Origin of the sequence: Microvirga sp. Mcv34, from assembly GCF_024519725.1 — a bacterium.
Lineage (GTDB): Bacteria > Pseudomonadota > Alphaproteobacteria > Rhizobiales > Beijerinckiaceae > Microvirga.
On the sequence record NZ_JALJRK010000082.1, the window covers coordinates 1 to 19,019 of the forward strand.

The following is a 19,019-nucleotide window of genomic DNA, read 5'->3' on the forward strand; positions in this document are numbered from 1 at the left end:
AGCCGGTGGTGCCGGCCACCAGCAGGTGGGGCATGCGGGCGAGATCGGCGATGACGGGCTCGCCGCCGATGGTCTTGCCGAGGCAGATCGGGAGCTTCTGAACCGATCCCTGGAAATCCGCTGCTTCCAGCATCTCCCGGAGATAGACCGTCTCCCGGGTCGCGTTCGGAAGCTCGATGCCGATGGCATTGCGTCCGGGAATCACCGCAACGCGCGCCGAAACGGCGCTCATAGAGCGGGCAATATCTTCCGAGAGGGCAATGACACGCGAGGATTTGACACCTGGAGCAGGCTCCAGTTCGTACAAAGTGACCACAGGGCCGGGATGAACGTGGATGACCTCGCCCTTCACTCCGAAATCGCGGATGACCTTTTCCACGCGACCGGCCCGCTCCTCAAGGATATCCTCGGTGAGAACCTCCCCCTCTCGCGGCGGCGGCGGAGCGAGCAATTCGATGGACGGGAGTTCATAGCCAACGCACTTTCTAGGCTCCGAAAACGCGCGCTCGGACATGGGGAACTCGATCACCTGGGCCGCTTGGCCCGACATCGGCAGGGAGACTTTCTCCATCACAAAGTCGACGACCGGGTCAGCCGATGTTTCCTGGCATTCATCGGCGACGGGAGCCTCGCTTGCCATCTCTGCGGTCGCGAACTCGTCGCCAAACAAGGACAGATACCCCAGATCTATCCCGTCAGCCGCATCATGCACGACTGCGTCTCCGAAGCCGGGCTCAGCAATATCCGACGCAACCATCTCTTCCGGTTCCTGGGAGGAGAGACCACTCTCCTCAGGCGCTGCAGCCCACTCGAACTCGTGCGCGTCATAGGCGGCTTCCCCGGCAAACGTCCCGCGATCGAAGCTCTCGGCTTCCATCGGCGTGTCGTCGATCAGGAATGATCCAGCCGCAAGGACCACCTTGTAAAGGCTGGACTGGAAAGCAAACCCTGAGAAAAGCGGTGATACAGCGGAGACCGGAACAGGCAGGAGCAGTTCCACGGAAGCGGAGGGCTCCGTCTCGAAAGTCCGTCGTTCCGCGCTCTCTTCGGCGGTCGTATCGATAACAGTCTCCTCGCTCCCGTTCTCCAGGCTCACATCCGCGTAAAAACTCTCCAGGACAGGCTCATTGTCGAGGGTCGGTTCGAGATCGTCCGCAACTGGGTCATGAGAGACATAAGTGGCCTCTTCTTCCGACTGCTCGTTTGCAGGCACCGCCACCGCAGGTCGGGAATCGAGCGTCGTCTCGAAGACATGGGCGTCGGTCGACCTCGCCTCTATGGCGGCGCGAAGCCTCTCGATCCGATTGTGGATCGCATCCTGTGCCGCCTGATCCTCCTGGCGCGCCGCATGGGCGACTTCAATTCCCTCTTCAGCAATCAGTGCCACGACGTTCGTGTCGATCTGCTTTTTGATGAAACGGTCAGGCGTGCGCGTTGCCCTCACGTCCTTGGACAGCTCAAAGGCTGGCCACCAGCCAGGCTGGGCCTCGCCGACCGATGACCACGGCGCCTGCCAAGCGAACTGCATGCTGGCCTCGACCTGTGCGCCCTCCGTCCTTGCAACCTCCGAGGTCGCTTCCGAATCCCGACCGTCGTGCTGAATCGCGTTCGGAAGAAAATCATTAGGCTTGAATGAGTTACGCATGACTGCTTGCAAATCCATTGAGGCAGAAGCAGGGAAGCTGCTGCCGTCCGGGACTGTCGCTCATGGGGGTAAAGAGAGAGTTATTGGATGGCAGCATGCCTGGGATGTCCCTGCCGATAATCGACAGCCGAAGCATGGATGCCTCGTCAAACAGCCTCACCATCAAGGCGAAGACGTCGTCCACCGCGTTCCAGCGGTCGCACTCCCAACACCAGGCCAGGCTGCGTCATCGGAAACAAAAAGTGAACAACGATCTGTTCTGGACGTAAAGGAATGATTCGACCGTACTCGTGAACACCGCCTATCTCGACCAGATCAATCCCTGGCAGCGCCAGGCTCTGTTGCTCAAAAGTCCGGATATCGCCTCATCATGGAAGTTCGGTGTACTTCTGCCTGTGCCCGCTAGGAGCAGACTTATACTTTTTTGAGCAAGGCCGGCGCTTGGCCTCTCACCTCAACGAGAGCGGTATGGCTTAGCGCAGGCTGGTAAGGAGCCGTTCGAGATCGCGCAGGTTTGTTGTGCCACTCTTGCGAAGGATGGCATCGACTTGGCTCCTAATCGTCGATTCCTGCAAGCCGCGCTTGACCGCCACTGCGCTTTTGGTGGCGCCGCCGTAAAGGGCGCAGGCCACCTCCGCTTCCGCCCGGGTCAAGCCGAACAGACGACGCAGCAGGGCAGGTTCCGGTGCGCGGGAGACATCCCCGAGATCCCGCAGCAGGATAAGGGCCCTGCCGGGAACACGTCCGGATAGCCCCCCATAGCCATCGGAAAGCCGACTTGGCAGGGGGCTGACGAGAACCGCAAGCCTCGGAGTAAGAGCAGCATCCCGCACCCGCAGGCCCCCTCCCGGCGATCCACGCAGCGCCGTCGCCTGAACGAGCGCACTCATGGCGCTCTGGTCCTCGTGGTGCAGGGCTGTCAGCATCCTGTTGCGCAGGCAGGGCCCGATCTTCTGGTCGGCGAACCTCAAGCCCGCTTGGCCGGCCGCCAGCGCCTCCGCCGCGGTGTTCGCGAGCACGATTCCCATGTCCGCGTCGACGACCACTACCGCACTCGCGAGCGCATCAAGCGCTGACGAAGCTGCGGAAGCGGAGGATGGATCGGGATGAAGCTTGTGCCGCAATTGCATGGCGCGGCGCAGATGCGGCAGCAGATGGTCCAGGAGCCGCGCGTCCGCCGGTTCGAAAGGCCCTTCACCATCCGCCCGGTGGAGGCAAACGGGCATCAGGCCAGCCGTCCCAAGTGGGATCACCGTCCCGACGACGTGCCTCAGGCCGACATGCCGCCCGAGATCTGCATAGAACTCGCTTCGCACATACTCGGTATCCGGGACTAGGAAGCCGCTGGTCCTTGCCCTCAGGGGCGCCGTAGGACTGGCGCTGCGGACTGCTTGCATCGTGCGAACGGTCCACAGGTCGACGTGGCGGTAATAGGCCTGATAGGCGACGATCTCCTTGTCAGGATAGTCCGCACGGTAGAGGAGATTGGCATTCTCACCCTGTTGGTCCATGGTGCAGAGCCAGCCGTTGCTCGCGCGGACCAGTTTCGACAGGCTCCTGCCGACGACGGCCCAGGAGGTGCCGCCTGCGGCCGCATCGTAGATTTCCTCGGTGAGCGCAAGAAGGTGACCTTCCGACATGGAGCAAACCTCCGTGACCCAGCCCCCCGAGCCGCCCTCCTGCACTTGGCAGCCGGAACATTAGCATTCTCAAGCCCGATTTCCGTATCCCCCGTTCGGGGGATGCGGCCGTGGCCGGAGTTCGGCAATCTTCCCTGCAAGACCTGCCCCAGGCGTCGCTTCGCCCCGCTCCCGGGACCACGACGCAGGAGTGCGATCCGCCAGGGCCCTCGGTCGCCTGCGTGCTTGGCGTCCGATTGTCCGCTGTCCCGTCCCATGTCCTGCGGCCATGCGCCCGGTTCGGCTCGTGGCAATGGAGCCCGCCATGCGCTTTCTTGGTCAAGGTCTCTCCTGCGTCGGCCGTCGCGGACCTGCCCTGCTGGTGATTTCCCTGGCGCTTGGAGCGGCGTTCGCCCCACTCGCGACGGCGGCCTACCAAGCGCTACCCATCTCGGCCTTCCTGCTCACGTTAGGCTCCTTTCTGAGCGCGAGCCTCGCGCCCGCCGAGAGGTCCCTGGGCTGGCGGCGTATCCTCCTGGCGTTGGCATGGGTCGGTCTTGGCGTGCCGCTGATCGCGGCCGCCGTCGTATTCCAACTCCGTCTTGATCCAGCTCTGGAGGCGGGTATCCTTCTCTCGGTGCTCGCACCTCCCGTCGGCAGTGCCGCGGCAATCGCAGCAATGCTCGGCCTCCAGCCGCGCCTTGCTCTGCTGACTTCCATTGCTTTGACCCTGGCGGCCCCTCTGTCCATGCCAGCGTTCGCTTCGGCTTTCGGCGTCGGGACCGCCGTCGACATGACCCATCTCGCCTGGCGCTTGGCTTTGATCATCGGCGCCGCCGCTGCCCTTGCGCAGGCGGCGCGGCGTTGGCGCCGCAAGGTCGAAACCGTTCTGCCGGACCAGGTGGCCGCAGCCGGCGTAGCCGTGATCGGCCTCATGATCGTGGGTCTTGCCATGATGAGCGGCATTCGCGCCCATTGGGTCACCAACCCGGGTGCGTTCACCGTCTTCGCCATGGCGGCCATCAGCGCCAACCTGGGAGCAGGCCTCGTGGGCTCTCTCCTGTTTGCGTCCTGGGGTGCCAGGGACGCGTTCACGATCGGGCTCGTGAGCGGCAACCGCAACGTCACCCTGGCCTGGGCTGCGGCCGGATCAGCCCTGCCCGCGGCTACGGAGGCTTACGTGGCGGCGTGCGTGCTTCCGGTCCTGGCCCTGCCGCTCGCCATCAAGGGCGTCGTCGGTGTGAGAGCCCGCCTCCGGCGGATGGTCGACACACACAAGCCGTCCGTGAACCCTGCCGGTGTATCAGTGCCTCCGAAACCCTGAGGACCCAATCCATGCACGCCACCATGCCTCCGCTTGAAGTGCACAGTCTCACCGCTGAAGCTGCGACGCAACAGGTCCTTCGCCCGCTTGCAGGCCGCACTGCCATCGTCACGGGTTCGACGAGAGGCATCGGCGAGGGGATTGCACGAGCTCTGGCGGAGGCGGGCTGCAATCTTGTCCTCAACGGCCGTAGGTCGGGCGAGGAAGGCGATCGCCTCGCGGACGCGTTCGCCACGGCTTGGAATGTCGAGGCTCGATATCATGCGGCGGACCTTCGGAAGAGTAGCCACGCGGAGCGGCTCATCGCGTTCGCGCAGGAGCAGTTCGGCCCAGTCAACATCCTGGTCAACAATGCTGGGATCCAGCATGCTGCCCCGATCGAATCCTTTGCTGACGCGAGTTGGGATGAGGTTCTCTCGCTCAACCTGAGCGCGGCATTCCATGCCACCAAGGCGGTCCTGCCGGGCATGCGTTCACGGGGATGGGGGCGCATCATCAACATCGCATCCGTCCACGGCCTCGTCGCGAGCGCAAACAAATGCGCCTATGTGGCAGCCAAGCATGGCCTGCTGGGGTTGACCAAGGTTGTTGCCCTGGAGACTGCCAACGACGGCATCACGTGCAATGCGATCTGCCCGGGCTGGGTGCTAACCGAGCTTGTTCAGCGGCAGGTGGAAGCACGGGCTGCGGCATCCGGGATGACCTCGGCAGAAGCACGCATGGAACTGCTGCGCGCGAAGCAGCCGATGCACGAGTTCTCGTCAACCGAGAGCATAGGTGCACTCACGGTGTTCCTCTGTGGCTCTCATGCTCGCACCATTACAGGAGCCGCCTACTCCATGGACGGTGGCTGGATAGCCGTCTGAGACTGGTGGGATGGCTGCCGAGTACCAGCATTGGACATGCCGCGCTATGAAGCGAGCTTCGCGTTCCGTGGAGCGCCGGAAATCTAATGCCCTGATTGATCTATGTTGGCGACATGGAGCCTGTGATCAGGGTATTCTATAAGCTTGAAGAAGGGAGGCACCAATGGCTGCTTATCCCACGATATCTGGATCTGACCACACAGAAGCGACGCGGCTCATGTGGAGGTCCAGGCACATTCCGTTCAGGGCCATCTTCTTAGGCGTTCTTCTCATGAGCGGCGTTCTCTCAATGGCTTCAATGGTCTGGAGCTACGGCCCAGTCAACCCGATCCCCTGATGGGGTTAGGTGTGAGCCTGAATTAGCGGCTGCGATGCCAGGGAAAGACGCGCACGTTCTGGTAGGCCTTCGGTAGAGCGAACGTCTGAAAGCTCTGGGGCCTATGACCGGCCTGGGACAATCGCATTGGAGCATATTTGTCACCACACCGGATAATCCCTGAGGTGTTAGAGAACCACATCGCCCCACAACGTTGATAAACCGCAAGGCGGATCGTGGTGATTGACGTATTCGATGGGCTTTGCAGGTCTCGTCGATGCCGAAGTACTTCTTCAACGTTGTTCTGAACGGACACCCGACTGTCGACCATCATGGGAGAGAGTTTCGGGACCACCAGGAAGCCCGGACCCACGCACACTCTACAGCCATGCTTCTGGTGGATCATGTTCGAGATCAAGACAGCAGCTTCATTGCGGTGTCGGGCGAGGACGGTCGTCTTGCATTCAAGATCCCATTCCGCCCGCCGTCGCGTGGATGAGACAATCGTCCGATGCCCGCGCAAGCTCGTCTGTGGAGTTGGCACCCTGATCTGATGAAGCACCACAGCGGTCTCCCATTCCCCTCGTCACCAACAGGCGGAACTGGTAAGAATATGCAATGGGACAGGGCACGGGAGCAGTGCCATGCGGTACCTTATCAGTGCTGCCATAGGGCTTGTCCTCGCAACCGGAGCATGGGCCCAACACACTGAACCGGGCCCACCCTCTGTCGCCGTTGAGAAAGTCGAGCTTCAGGCCGCCGCTCGGCCTGTGGGCGGTCTCATGGCCAGGAAGATGCGCGAGCGCGGCGAGGAGCCAAAACCGACACCAGGAACCCGCATTGAGGGCTATTTGTCCAAGCCCACGGGCGACGGTCCCTTTCCGGCCGTCGTGGTGCTCCCCGACTGCGTCGGCCTGACCCCTTTCATCCGCGAAACGCTCACGGCGCAACTGGCCGCTTGGGGCTATGTCACGCTCGTGCTCGACAGTTGGACCACCCGACAGGCGGAAGCCGGGTGTTTCCTGAACGGTCAGGAGCCTCCTGGTGTGGACCGGATTGCCGACGCTTACGGTGGCCTCTTCTACTTGGCTGGTCTGCCAATGGTGCAGCGCGACCGAGTGGGCCTTCTCGGATTCGCGACCGGAGGGGTCATTGTTCTCACGCTCGCTGAGCCACAGTCGCAGTCAAGCGTCGTCAACGATAAGAGTCTCGGCTTCAAGACCGGCTTGGCATATTATCCTGAGTGTACCGCACTCGGTCAGGTCCAGAAGGCTGCGTTCCCACTGCTGATCCTGATAGGGCGGGAGGACCAGCGCACGCGCGCGCAGGAATGCGAGGAGGTCGCCCGACCAACGGGTGGAGACGGAAACTCCATTGAGGTTCAGATCTATCCCGGGGTGAAGCACGGGTTCGCCGACCCGCACTGGGGCGCAGCCGGCTCGATCTTCGGGTTTCCCGCCGCCTACGATGCAAAGGCCGCGGAGGATGCGCTCGCACGCGCTCACGCCTTCCTTGATCGGACCCTGAAAGGGAAGCCGCCCTGAGAGCGGCTGCATACATTTTCGACTGGCACGGGCCGTGAGGCGCATTGTGGATCGGAAGCAGTGCACATATCAGACCTCGATGTGCACCATCCTGATCCTGGCAGGCGGGATGTTTGTCGAAGTCACCGCGACATGCGGCCGGGAACGCCCTTCACCGACAAGCGATGAGTTTTCCGGGTCAATCCAGGCCGGCTCGGGCAAGCCCATCAATGAGGCGTGCCCGATCATCGGCGCGCACGAAGCAGGACGTTGCTCCGACCCAGTCCCGTGAGATCTCGGGGACCAGCGACTTGAGCCGCCTGAGGAGGCCCTTAGCAGCCTCCTGGTCGTTTAGAAGCCCGGCACAGGTCGTACCGATGATCAGCGGGTATGCATGGCCGGACCGCAGGCGATGCGCCTCCCGCGCATAATTCAATCCAAGCTCGTAATTCGCGCCCTGGAAGTAAGCCATTGCATAATAGAACTGGAAGTCGCCGAGGAAAGCCTCGCGCGGGCTCAGTCTGAGGGCGTAGTCGATGCAAGGAATGGCCTCCGCCGCGCGGCCCCCGTTGGCATTCGCAAGTCCCAACTGGCCGTGTGCAAACGCGGAGTTGGGGTTGATCGCGACAGCCTGGCTGACAGCTGCCATCGCCAGGGCATCGTCCCGTGTCGCATAGGCCGTCATCGTCTGCGCAAGGTAAGCCCACGGTTCTTTATCGTCGGCGGCAATAGCCTTTTGAACGACATCCCTGGCAAGCGCCAGGGCGCATCCCATGTCCTCCCACCCCTGGAACGCGCGCCACATTGTAATCCAACCCTTCATGGCGAGCGCCTGGGCATAGTCGGGGGCCAGTTCGATGGCCCGATCGAGTAGTGGGAGCATCTTTCGGCTGCTCTCCTCGGACAACTGGGAACAGAGAAACACCGCTCGAACGACACATTCCCAGGCATCCAGGCCGTGATGCGGCTTGGGGCTTTCGCGGGCATGCTCTGCCGCCAGAAGCTCCGGCCCGATCCGGCCGACGACGCTTGCGGTGATTTCGTCCTGAATGACGAAGATGTCGCCGAGGTCGCCGTCGTACCTCTCGGCCCAGAGATGGGCTTCGGAAGCCGCATCGATGAGCTGCGCGGTCACCCTCACGCGGTTGCCGGACTTGCGGACGCTCCCCTCGAGAATATAGCGGATTCCGAGTTCGCGCCCGACGGCGCGCACATCCACAGGCCTTCCCTTGTAGGTGAACATCGTGTTGCGGGCGATCACGAAGAAGCCCTTGAGCTTGGACAGCGCGGTAGTGATGTCCTCGGTGAGCCCATCGCTGAAGAGGTCCTGCTCCGGGTCGGCGCTCATGGCGTTGAACGGAAGAACGGCAATGGATGGTCGGTCCGGCAGTGCGGGCCTGGGCGGGACCGTTCGTGCGGTCATCCCGTCCGGAAGGGGGCGGTACAGTCGCACCGGTCGCTCCATGTTCTTGAGCGAGCGTTCGCCTAGATACTCGTAATCGCAGGCAAGCTTGCCCAGGAGGTGATCGTAGGCCGTGCCGGAAATGCAGATCCCCCCTGGATCTGCCAAGCCCTGGAGGCGGGCCGCGATGTTGACGCCGTCGCCGTAGAGGTCTCCGTCGACCTCGTGGATCACATCGCCCAGATTGACTCCGATCCGGAAGATGATGCGTCGCTCCGTCGGGATATCCGCCTGGTTCTCGGCAATATCCTTCTGGATGGCGACCGCGCACGCGACGGCATCGACGACCGAGCTGAACTCCACGAGCGCTCCGTCGCCCATCAGCTTGACAATGCGACCGTGATGCTCGGCCAATAGCGGATCGATCACCTCCTGGCGCAGAACCTTCAGGGCCGACAGCGTCCCAGCCTCATCTTGTTCGACGAGGCGGGAGTAGCCGACGACGTCAGCGGCCAGGATCGCGGCCAGCCGCCGCTCCGCTCTTGCAGTCGCCATGGCTGTCTCTCCCTCAGGAGATCCACCGGATGAAGCCCAGGCGATTGACGCGACATGCACCATCCGGCTGCCCGACACCGCGACCGTGCTGGCTCATGATACCACTGAGACGGTCATGTGGCGACGCCTCGCGAGAGAGCCGCCTTCAACAGGAACAGGATCCGCGACGCCGTCACTGCAAAGGTCTGTTGCGGTCGAATGTAAGGACGGCGTCATTCGAAGGAAGGGAGCGATCCTCACCTTCAACGATCACCTCGCCGACGCGGCCGCTACCCGGCTGCGGCGGATAAGGATGAGGCCCTTGCGGCAGCCGCCGGATCATCCCGATGCGACGTCTCGCAGGCGGCTGCTGGCGGCACTCGCGCCGGCGGCTGGCGTGTCGAGCGCGGCACCGAGGGTCTGCACGGCAACCGTGGCGTCGGCGAACTCGATCCCATTCGCCGCGAAGGCAGCGACCATGCGCTTGATTGCCTGGCGCTGCACTAGGCTCGGATTCATCGGTTTGACCGTGAACTTGAAACGCACGACGAGCGCGTTGTCGGTGATGTCCGTCACGCCCTGCATCTTCAACGGCTCCAGGAAATTGCCCTTCAACTCCGGATCCTCCAACATGTCCTGGCCGATCGCCTTCACCGTCTTGCGCAGCTTCTCGAGATCGGTCTTGCGGGCGAAGCGGAAATTGAACTTCACCGTCGTCCAGTCGCGGCTGAAATTGGTGATCTGGCCAAGCTGACCGAACGGGATCGTGTGCAACTGGCCGTTCTGGTGCCGGAGCTTGATCGAGCGTAGCGTGAAGCCCTCCACGGTGCCCTTGGCCTTGCCGCAATCGATGTACTCGCCGACTCGGAAAGCGTCGTCCGCAAGATAGAAGATGCCGGATACGATATCGCGCACCAGCGTCTGGCTGCCGAACGAGATGGCCAGGCCGAACACCGAGGCGCCCGCGATCAGCGGCGTGATGTTGACGCCGAGATCCGACAGCACGATGAGGAGCGCGATCACCAGGATCGCGATCGACGCGAAGACGCGCAGAAGCGGCATGAGGGTCGCCAGCCGAGAGCTGCCGCCCGCCTGTTTCTCCTCGCCCGACCCGCCCGCGCTACCGGAGTTCACGACGCCATAGCGTGCCGTCGCGAATAGGATCGCCTCCCAGGCGACGTAGGCCGCGAACAGCGTCATCCCTGTCGTAAGCGAGGCATGGGTGAGCCGTGCCCAGTCCCCCGAATCGACAAGGGCGAGGACATCGACGATCCAGAACTGCGTGACCAGCACGGCCGCGCCGATCAGGGCGGCGACGGTGAGGCAGCGCGCGACGAGACCGCCGAGGCGCGGCCCGGAAGATGCGAGCGGCAGCGAGGCGTCGCCGGAGCCCGCCGGCCTCCGCAAAAGGAAGACGATCACGGTCTGGAGGAAGATCAGCGCGAGGATGACGCTGAGCGTCAGGATCAGCGCCCTGGGGACGGTGTAGCGCTCCATGATCGCGCCGTAGATCGCGGCCGCCACGAGGAACCCGAAGAAGAGTATTGCCAGGCCGTGCCAGTATCGAGCGGCAAGCCGTCCGATCGAAGGACCAGCCGGGCGGGCGAGGCTCGCGAACCAACCCGCCACGGCCTCGCGCGAGGCGGCGACCAGAGTGATGAGAATGGCAAGCAGGAAGAGGTTGGCAGCGATCTGTTCCGCCGCGATCGCCTCCGGGGGCGAGCCGATGGCGATCAGCACCCGCGTTAGGCTTCTGGCCGCCACGATGGCGAGCACCACCGCCGTGATGCTGCCATACAGGGCGCGGGCATCCCGGTCGGGCATGACTGCGAGCCGTGCGTCGGGCAGGTCCGGACGCAGCACCAAGCGGAACGCCAGCATGTAGAGACGCCAGGTCAGGATGCCCGCGAGCACCAGCATTGCCAACTGGGACTGCGCGCCGGTGCCGGAAAACCAGATGGCGACGGCGCCATAGCCGACGAGCCAGACGGCGCCAACGGCGATGGCATCGATGACGGCAAGGCCAATGAGACTGCCAAGGCCGACTCTATCGTGATCAGCGGCGATGCGCGCCGCGAGCCTGCGTCGAACGCCGAGCAGCGCATAGCGAACCAGTGCTTCGGCCGCGAGCGCGGCGGAGGCGGCTAACGCCAGGAGTGCTGCGAAGTTACCGGGACTGCGGCCCTCTTCGCCTTGGTCGAGAAGGCTGGGAATGCGGGCGATCTCACGGGACAGGTCGGGATAGGCGGACAGGATCGCCCTGGCGCGCGCGCTGAAGGCCGGGATCGACGGTCCGGGCTCCCGATCCGGAGCGGCGGCCTCGGTCAGCGCCGGGGCACCGTCGGTCAATTGTCCCCTACCGCCCTCTTTGAGCCTCGCAGCCACAGCCTTGCTGATTGCGTCGACAAGACTGTCGAACTGCGCCTGGCTCAGCCCGGCCGGCGGCTGTGGCGCCGGCTCCGCCGCTTGAGCCGTGGAAAACAAGCCCAAAATCAACACGGCGAGGCAACGGGACAGCAGCCAGCCGGACGGGGTTCGGGAGATCGCTGCCATGGCACGTGTGTCCTGTGCTCGGCGAAGGGGCTTCGAACAACCAGTCAGGCACAGCCATCTACGGCTCAGGGCATGGCCAGCTACGGAATTGGTACCGTAAAGCCATCGGCGACCGCCTGCTTGACCGCATCGGACAGCCGCTTGTCCGTTTGAGACATCTACCTGCGAACCGCGAAGCCGGTTCCTCGCCTCGATCGCATTCGGATACGCTCGGCGTCAGCGTCTGGCGTTGGCAAGGTCAGCTTTGGATCAGGAAGTAAAGTTCCACAGGCCTCCAGAACATGCGGTGTTCCTAGCTCAAGCGGACCTTCGGCCTACTTCGGCCTCCTGCCAGTGCGGATATGTGACGTAGGCGGTGATTGCCCCCTGCTCATGTGACCGGATCGTAACTGCCTCGCCCTTAGGCATATAGACGATCTCGCCTGGACCGGCAGTGACCGTGCCGGTACTCGATATGACCGACAGGATTCCCTCAAGCACCACCATGACGTCGTGCACGGCAATGGTCTCATCGATGCTCTGGCAGGGCCCGTAGCGGCCGTAGCCGATGGTGATCGGCCCGCCGTGGCGCTGGTCGATCACATTGCCCGCGAACACCTCCCCGTCTTGGCCAGGCGAGCGCTCGAACGATGCGTCGGCGATAGAGAACTTGCGAACATCCATGGATATAGCTCCATTTTGAGCCAGGATTCTGATAGGTCGGGTTAGTTGGTCGCCGAAGGACGTATTTCATCCAAACGGGTGATCAAATCGGGTGGCAGTTCAGGCAGCCGCTGGGATCCGCGCTATTACCTTGATCTCGAAGTCGAAGCCTGCAAGCCAGTTCACCCCAACAGCGGTCCAGTTGGGATAAGGCTTCTGAGAGAACATTTTGTCTTTGACAGACATGATGACCTCGAACTGTGTCTCAGGATCCGTATGGAACGTCGTCACATCCAATATATCGTCGAAAGTGCAGCCTGCCGCCTTCAGAACCTCACGGAGATTGGCGAAAGCAAGCTCTACCTGTTTTGCGAAGTCAGGCTCGGGTGAGCCGTCCTCGCGGCTGCCGACCTGTCCGGAGACAAAGAGCAGCTCACTGGCTCGAATGGCAGCGGAGTAGCGGTTGATCTCGTAAAGCGCCTGCCGGCCGGCTGGGAAGATCGCATCGCGTTTGGACATTCTTTTCGCCTTTGTTCAGATCGGATGAAGCTTTGGAACAATGGCTCGTCCCGATTGAGAGTCGGGATCTGCCTTGCTGGAGCAGGAGATAGCGGCCCCTGGTTCATGCGATTAGACGTTGAAATCGGCATAGGTTGATGCAAAATTGCCATCAATGATGCGCCCCTCCCTCAACGATCTGACTGCCTTTGTGGCCGTTGCTACCCATCGCAGCTTTCGCCGGGCAGCGGACGAACTGGGCACGGCGCCATCGACACTGAGCCACGCAATGCGCGGCCTTGAGGATCGGCTGGGCGTACGCCTTCTCAACCGGACGACCCGCAGCGTCTCGCCAACGGAAGCCGGGCTAGAGTTGCTCAGCCGACTGCAAGCAACCCTTTCGTCGCTGGATGAAGCGTTAGACGCTGTCACCGCCTTCCGAGGCAAGGTGGCAGGCACAGTCCGGGTCAACGCGCCACGCGTGGCCGCGGCCGCTCTCGTGCGTGATGTTCTCCCTCGCATGGCGGTACGGTTTCCCGACGTGACGGTGGATCTCGTCGTCGAGGGGCGGCTGATCGATATTGTGTCAGGAGGCTTCGATGCCGGGGTGCGCCTCATCGGATCAATCCCCAAGGACATGATCGCGGTGCCGCTCGCCAGCCCCATACATTTCGTCTGCGTCGCATCGCCTGCCTATCTCGATCGCGCTGGTGAGCCGAGGACCCCAGAGGAGTTGCAGCATCATCGCTGCATCGGCCACCGCATGCCCAGTGGCAGGCTGTACCGATGGGAGTTCGAGCGGGCCGGGCAGGAATTAACCATCGATGTAACCGGACCCGTGGTCCTCGACGATGAAGACTTGATGGTGGAGGCGGCCGCGTAGGGCCTGGGCATTGCATATGTGGCGAACTGGGCGGCCGAAGCCGCCCTTGCGGAAGGACGATTGCGCAGGGTCCTATCCGCTTGGATGCACGAGCCAGAGGGAGCAGCCGTCTATTACCCAGGCCATCGAGCAGTACCGCCGGCATTGCGAGCGTTTCTCGATGTCGTGAGGGACGTCAGGCAAGAGAAGAGCAATTATTCACTGGACGCTTGCATCGAATCAAAAAGAAACAAACAGAAAATTAAATGAAAGTCCGTTCACCACCTGATGAGCCGACAAGTTCTTGCTTCCGATCAATGCCAATAGGCTAAATTTAACCTCCATAATTTAAGCCCCCTCAGCTAAACCTTCCTTCTGATAGAGGCATTCAGGCCGTATGGCCCGATGACTGATTGGTGGTCGTTAGCGCGGCCACCTCCCCCGCCCCATGGTAATTATCGCGCTATTCGGACCCGCAGCGCGCCCCTTTTAGCCTGAGCCGCGCTGATAGCTGAACGCCTGGAGGTCTGCGGAAGGCGCCTTGCAGAGTTTCTGAGCGAAGTCGGTTATAATCTCGTTCCGAGGATGGCCCAGCTTTGGGAGGTCGGCATGATGACCATGCCAGCGATCATGGCGGATGTGCTCGGGAGACATATCGCAGACGACTTCCGCCGCCTGTTCGGTTCGGCGCACCAGGACAAAGCTGAACGCCTTGACGGCGCCGCGCGTATGGCCCTGGAATGCCTCGGCAAGAGCGACGCCCTCTATCACAACGTCGAACACACCTTTCTCGTCACCCTTGTCGGTCGAGATATCCTCCATGGCCGAATGCTGACGGAACGCCTAGAGCCGGATGACTACTCGCACCTGATCATCGCCTGCCTGCTGCACGACATCGGCTATGTCCGTGGCATTCTAAAAGGTGATGGCGATGACCGGTTCGTGGTCGACGCGGACGGTACGACGGTGACCCTGCCGCGTGGTGCCTCGGATGCGGCGCTCGCCCCGTATCACGTCGACCGCTCCAAGCTCTTCGTCTTGGATCGGCTGACGGGCTCGCCCCTGCTCGATGCGGAACGGGTTGCTCAGGCCGTCGAATTGACGCGTTTTCCGGCACCGGAAACCGCTGCGCCCGGACAGGAGGATCGAGAGGGACGGCTTGTGCAGGCCGCCGATCTGATCGGGCAGCTTGGGGATCCTCTCTACCTGAAGAAGGCCAATGCCTTGTTCCATGAGTTCGAGGAGATCGGCGTCAATCGTCAATTCGGCTATGCTTCTCCGGCGGACCTAGTCGAGCGCTTCCCCGACTTTTACTGGACCAGCGTCTCGCCGCATCTGGGAGAGGCCATCACCTACCTTAACGTGACGGCCGCAGGCCGGGAGTGGATCGCCAATCTGCATAGCCACGTGTTCTGTGCGCAGCATGCATTCGCGCTCATGGGGCCGCAGCGGTGATGGCGCGTCCCATAGCTTGGGATGGAAGCAGCCGTGTGACCTGAAAGGTTCCTCCGTAGCGGTCCCTATCCAGCGGCACTGTTCCTTGAACCGAAGAGAGAGAACTGTCTCAAAATGCTAAGCCATCGTCACGTTCGGTCAAGCGATGGCAGGATGTTTCCGTATGCTTGCTTGCAAGCGGTACCCGCAGCGAATCGGGAATGGAACCTTCGCTCCGGTGTTGCCAAATCTGCGGCCCTACGGGTTTGCCATTTTAGGACGCGGTGCGTGACATGAAGCGTCAAGAGCTTCTAAAGAGCGAGCGAGCCGACGTCGGCGCGGCGGTTGACTCCGGTGTTCCAGAGAGGATGAAGCGGAAGACGTTCGAGAGCGAGCTGAGGAAGCTTCAGGTCGAGCTTGTGCGGCTGCAAACCTGGGTCAAAGCAACGGGCGCGAGGATCATCGTGGTCTTCGAAGGCCGGGACACCGCCGGGAAAGGCGGGGTCATCAGCCGGATCACGCAGCGGGTGAGCCCGCGGGTGTTTCGGCACATCGCCCTGCCGGCCCCGACCGAGCGCGAGAAAAGCCAGCTCTACATCCAGCGCTACGTGGCGCAATTCCCCGCCGCCGGCGAGATCGTGCTGTTCGACCGCTCCTGGTACAACCGAGCCGGGGTTGAGCGCGTGATGGGCTTCTGCACGGATGACGAGTACGAGCGGTTCATGCGCCTCGTGCCATCGTTCGAGCAGGAGATCGTCGATAATGGCATTATCCTGCTCAAGTACTTTCTCGACGTCAGCCGGGATGAGCAGCGGCGGCGGTTCGCCGACCGGATCGCGGATCCGATCAAGCATTGGAAACTCAGCCCGATGGACACAGAGTCGGTGCGCCGCTGGTGGGATTACACCTTGGCCTACCAGGACATGCTGCGCGGCACCGACACCCCGTCAAATCCGTGGTTCATCGTGCCGTCCGACGACAAGCGCCGCGCCCGACTCAACCTGATTACTCATATGCTGAGGCAGATTCCTTACAAGAAGATCAAGGTCGATCTGCCGAAGGTGCCGAAGGCCGGGCCGAGGCCTAAGGGCGCGGAGGACGGACTGCCGGCTTCCCACATCGTGCCAGCCCGATATTGAGGGCGATGGCGGCTTAACCCGGAGTGCGGCCATGGCCGGCACGCAACCAATCGATCCGCTTTCCCGGGCTGCGACGCCGCCAATTGCGGACGGGGGCCATGCAGCCCCTGGACGCGTGGTTCAACGCGCAGGCTATCAGGTCGGGGCGCCAGTGGCTTTCGGAGCCAACCATGCAGCCGAATGGTCCCGCTGGATGCCTGGGCTCCGGATGCTCCTCCGGTACGAAGCGGCTTGGTTAGGCCATGATGTCGTAGCCGGTCTGGTGCTTGCGACCATGCTCGTGCCCGTCGGGATCGCCTATGCCGTGGCATCCGGCCTGCCGGGCATCTGCGGTCTCTACGCGACGATCATCCCTCTGCTGGTCTACGCGGTCTTCGGACCAAGCCGAATTCTCGTCCTCGGACCGGACTCGGCCTTGGCGGCCGTCATTCTCGGTGTCGTGCTCCCGCTGTCTGGCGGGGATCCGCAGCGTGCCATCGCCTTGGGCGGCATGATGGCGCTCGTGTCGGGGACGGTCCTGACCTTGGCCGGGCTGGCTCGCCTGGGCTTCGTGACCGAGCTTCTGTCCAAGCCGATCCGGTACGGCTACATGAACGGCATCGCGTTGACCGTTCTGATCAGCCAGCTTCCCAAGCTCTTCGGCTTCTCGGTCGAGAGCACGGGACCGTTGCGGGATCTGTGGGCGATCGGCGGGGCCGTTCTGGCCGGCCGGGCCAACTGGGTGGCTCTTGCGATCGGCGTGGGTACGCTTGCGACTATTCTGCTGCTGCGGGGACGCCGATGGATCCCTGGCATCCTGGTGGCCGTGGTTGGTGCAACCGTCCTCGTCGGTCTGTTCGACCTCGCTGGGCGCAATGGCGTGTCCGTCCTCGGCTCGCTGCCGCAGGGGCTGCCCCGGTTCGCAATCCCCTGGATCGGGGTCGGCGATGTCGTTCCGGTCCTCGTCGGTGGGTGTGCCGTTGCCATGGTGTCGTTCGCCGATACCAGCGTGCTCTCCCGTGCCTACGCCGCACGGACACACACGACGGTCGATCCCAACCAGGAGATGACAGGTCTGGGAGCCGCCAATCTCGCCGCCGGGTTCTTCCAAGGCTTTCCAATCAGCAGCAGCAGCTCGCGCACGCCCGTGGCGGAGGCTGCGGGGTCCCGCACGCAAGTGACCGGGGTCGTCGGCGCCCTTGCGATCGCTCTGCTGCTGCTTGTGGCACCCGACCTCCTGCGGCACCTGCCGACCTCCGCTCTAGCGGCCGTCGTCATCGCGTCAGCCATCGGGCTGTTTGAAGTGTCCGACCTCAGGCGGATCTATCAGATACAGCGCTGGGAATTCTGGCTGTCGATCACCTGCTTCGCCGGCGTGGCCGTGTTCGGCGCCATCCCGGGGATCGGGTTGGCGATTATCATCGCCATCATCGAGTTCCTGTGGGACGGCTGGCGTCCGTACTCCGCGGTCCTTGGGCATCCGGCCGGGGTGGAAGGATACCATGACGTCACGCGCTATCCCGAGGCCAGTCGAATACCCGGCCTCGTCCTGTTCCGCTGGGATGCACCCCTGTTCTTTGCCAACGCGGAGCTGTTCCGGGAGCGCGTCCTCGCTGCCGTTAGGGAATCACCGACGCCCGTGCGAGCCGTCGTTGTCGCAGCAGCGCCGGTCACCAGCGTTGACGTGACGGCGGCTGATGCCCTGACTGAACTAGACGAGGCCTTGCTGGAACAGGGGATTGAGCTTCGGTTTGCCGAACTGAAGGATCCGGTCAAGGACAAACTGCGGCGGTTTGGGCTGTTCGATCGGTTCGGCGAAGCGCGGTTCTCTCCCACGATCGATGCGGCCATATCACGATACCAAGGCACACCGTGAAGGGTTTGAGCCTTATAATCGCGCCCGAGCGTGAGGATCCTATCACGACCAGAGACTTGACCGAGGTATGCTGGAGCCCCTTCCTACACACTAGGTGGCATGCATTCCGCCGCCCCGCTACAGTCTTGGCATTGTCTCAAACTGCTAAGATGATGTCCCAAGCCATCAAGCTTACCTCGATCGATTCTGTAGTCTGACGACTGCTGGAACCAGCAGGAGATCAAGATGCGAAAGAGAATGATCGGTGTCGCGATGGCCTTGTTCGTCGTCGGCGCGCCCATGGCCTATGCCCAGCAAGCCACCTCGGGCCCAACCGCCGCACCTGGAAATGGACCGCTGAGCCAGGCTGATTTCAAGATGCTGACCGACATTCGGGTCGGGGTGATCAAGGCCGCACTGCAACTCACACCGGAGCAGGAGAAGCTCTGGCCAGCGGTGGAGGAGGCGATCCGCGCCAGGGCCGAGACACGCTATCGGCGGTTGGTCACACTGGCCGGACACATGGATCAGGCGCGTGACATCGATCCGGTGCAACTCTATCGGCAGCGTTCCGACGTGCTTGCAGAACGCGCCGCGAACCTGAGAAAGCTCGCCGATGCTTGGCAGCCGCTTTACCAGAGCCTCGCACCCGATCAGAGGACGCGGCTGCGAATTGTGGCGGTCCATGCCATTGAGGGGCTCCGAGCCGGGGTGGAGAACCGCCGTATGGACATGGACGACGAGGACGACGTCGATCTCTGGGAACTTCCTTACTAGTGTTGTGACTCTAACGCTTGTTTCGCACGGGCGACCTTTTCCAGGATCGAT

14 protein-coding genes and 1 pseudogene are annotated in these 19,019 nt (G+C 62.6%); 9 read left to right on the plus strand and 6 right to left on the minus strand.

Features of this window, described 5'->3' with window-relative positions; all coding sequences use genetic code 11:
- On the minus strand, nucleotides 1-1,528 hold a 1,528-nt coding region (locus OC446_RS25040; RefSeq protein ID WP_262031728.1), incomplete at its 3' end, for a DNA translocase FtsK.
- A 590-nt stretch (nucleotides 1,529-2,118) separates the two neighbouring features.
- Entirely contained in the window at nucleotides 2,119-3,285 is a 1,167-nt protein-coding gene (locus OC446_RS25045; RefSeq protein ID WP_262031729.1) for a helix-turn-helix transcriptional regulator, read from the minus strand.
- Nucleotides 3,286-3,589: 304 nt separating this feature from the next.
- Here OC446_RS25045 and OC446_RS25050 point away from each other — a divergent pair, with 304 nt between their 5' ends.
- The 4 genes from OC446_RS25050 (at nucleotide 3,590) to OC446_RS25060 (ending at nucleotide 7,314) form a co-directional block, all read left to right on the plus strand.
- A complete protein-coding gene (locus OC446_RS25050) occupies nucleotides 3,590-4,588 on the plus strand; it encodes a hypothetical protein (protein WP_262031730.1) in 999 nt (332 codons plus the stop codon).
- A gap of 11 nt (nucleotides 4,589-4,599) precedes the next feature.
- Nucleotides 4,600-5,454 carry a 3-hydroxybutyrate dehydrogenase gene (locus OC446_RS25055; protein WP_262031731.1) on the plus strand — a complete coding sequence of 285 codons (855 nt, stop codon included), beginning with the start codon at nucleotides 4,600-4,602 and terminating at the stop codon, nucleotides 5,452-5,454.
- Nucleotides 5,455-6,047: 593 nt separating this feature from the next.
- Complete coding sequence (locus OC446_RS31120) at nucleotides 6,048-6,269, plus strand: DUF6894 family protein (RefSeq protein ID WP_410055129.1); 222 nt, start codon at nucleotides 6,048-6,050, stop codon at nucleotides 6,267-6,269.
- 283 nt (nucleotides 6,270-6,552) lie between these two features.
- Nucleotides 6,553-7,314 (plus strand): dienelactone hydrolase family protein, encoded by a 762-nt coding sequence (locus OC446_RS25060; RefSeq protein ID WP_262031732.1) that lies wholly within the window; start codon nucleotides 6,553-6,555, stop codon nucleotides 7,312-7,314.
- 178 nt (nucleotides 7,315-7,492) lie between these two features.
- Here OC446_RS25060 and OC446_RS25065 read toward each other — a convergent pair whose 3' ends face one another.
- From OC446_RS25065 to OC446_RS25080, 4 genes are all read right to left on the minus strand, one after another.
- Nucleotides 7,493-9,250 carry an adenylate/guanylate cyclase domain-containing protein gene (locus OC446_RS25065; protein WP_262031733.1) on the minus strand — a complete coding sequence of 586 codons (1,758 nt, stop codon included), beginning with the start codon at nucleotides 9,248-9,250 and terminating at the stop codon, nucleotides 7,493-7,495.
- A gap of 318 nt (nucleotides 9,251-9,568) precedes the next feature.
- Nucleotides 9,569-11,782, minus strand: a complete 2,214-nt coding sequence (locus OC446_RS25070) for a mechanosensitive ion channel family protein (RefSeq protein ID WP_262031734.1) — start codon at nucleotides 11,780-11,782, stop codon at nucleotides 9,569-9,571.
- Between the two features lie 297 nt (nucleotides 11,783-12,079).
- Entirely contained in the window at nucleotides 12,080-12,445 is a 366-nt protein-coding gene (locus OC446_RS25075; RefSeq protein ID WP_262031735.1) for an ethanolamine utilization protein, read from the minus strand.
- Nucleotides 12,446-12,544: 99 nt separating this feature from the next.
- Nucleotides 12,545-12,943: a RidA family protein gene (locus OC446_RS25080; protein WP_262031736.1), complete on the minus strand. Its 399-nt coding sequence runs from the start codon at nucleotides 12,941-12,943 to the stop codon at nucleotides 12,545-12,547.
- A gap of 154 nt (nucleotides 12,944-13,097) precedes the next feature.
- Between OC446_RS25080 and OC446_RS25085 the strand changes: the two are divergent.
- From OC446_RS25085 to OC446_RS25105, 5 genes and pseudogenes are all read left to right on the plus strand, one after another.
- Nucleotides 13,098-14,054 (plus strand): annotated as a pseudogene (locus OC446_RS25085) (LysR family transcriptional regulator).
- A gap of 339 nt (nucleotides 14,055-14,393) precedes the next feature.
- Nucleotides 14,394-15,239, plus strand: coding sequence for an HD domain-containing protein (locus OC446_RS25090; protein WP_262031737.1), 846 nt, complete (start codon nucleotides 14,394-14,396; stop codon nucleotides 15,237-15,239).
- Nucleotides 15,240-15,586: 347 nt separating this feature from the next.
- On the plus strand, nucleotides 15,587-16,357 hold the full coding sequence (ppk2, locus tag OC446_RS25095; RefSeq protein WP_262031738.1) for a polyphosphate kinase 2: 771 nt from the start codon (nucleotides 15,587-15,589) through the stop codon (nucleotides 16,355-16,357).
- A 193-nt stretch (nucleotides 16,358-16,550) separates the two neighbouring features.
- Nucleotides 16,551-18,212 carry a SulP family inorganic anion transporter gene (locus OC446_RS25100; RefSeq protein WP_262031740.1) on the plus strand — a complete coding sequence of 554 codons (1,662 nt, stop codon included), beginning with the start codon at nucleotides 16,551-16,553 and terminating at the stop codon, nucleotides 18,210-18,212.
- Nucleotides 18,213-18,449: 237 nt separating this feature from the next.
- A complete protein-coding gene (locus OC446_RS25105) occupies nucleotides 18,450-18,968 on the plus strand; it encodes a Spy/CpxP family protein refolding chaperone (RefSeq protein ID WP_262031739.1) in 519 nt (172 codons plus the stop codon).
- Nucleotides 18,969-19,019: the final 51 nt, after the last annotated feature.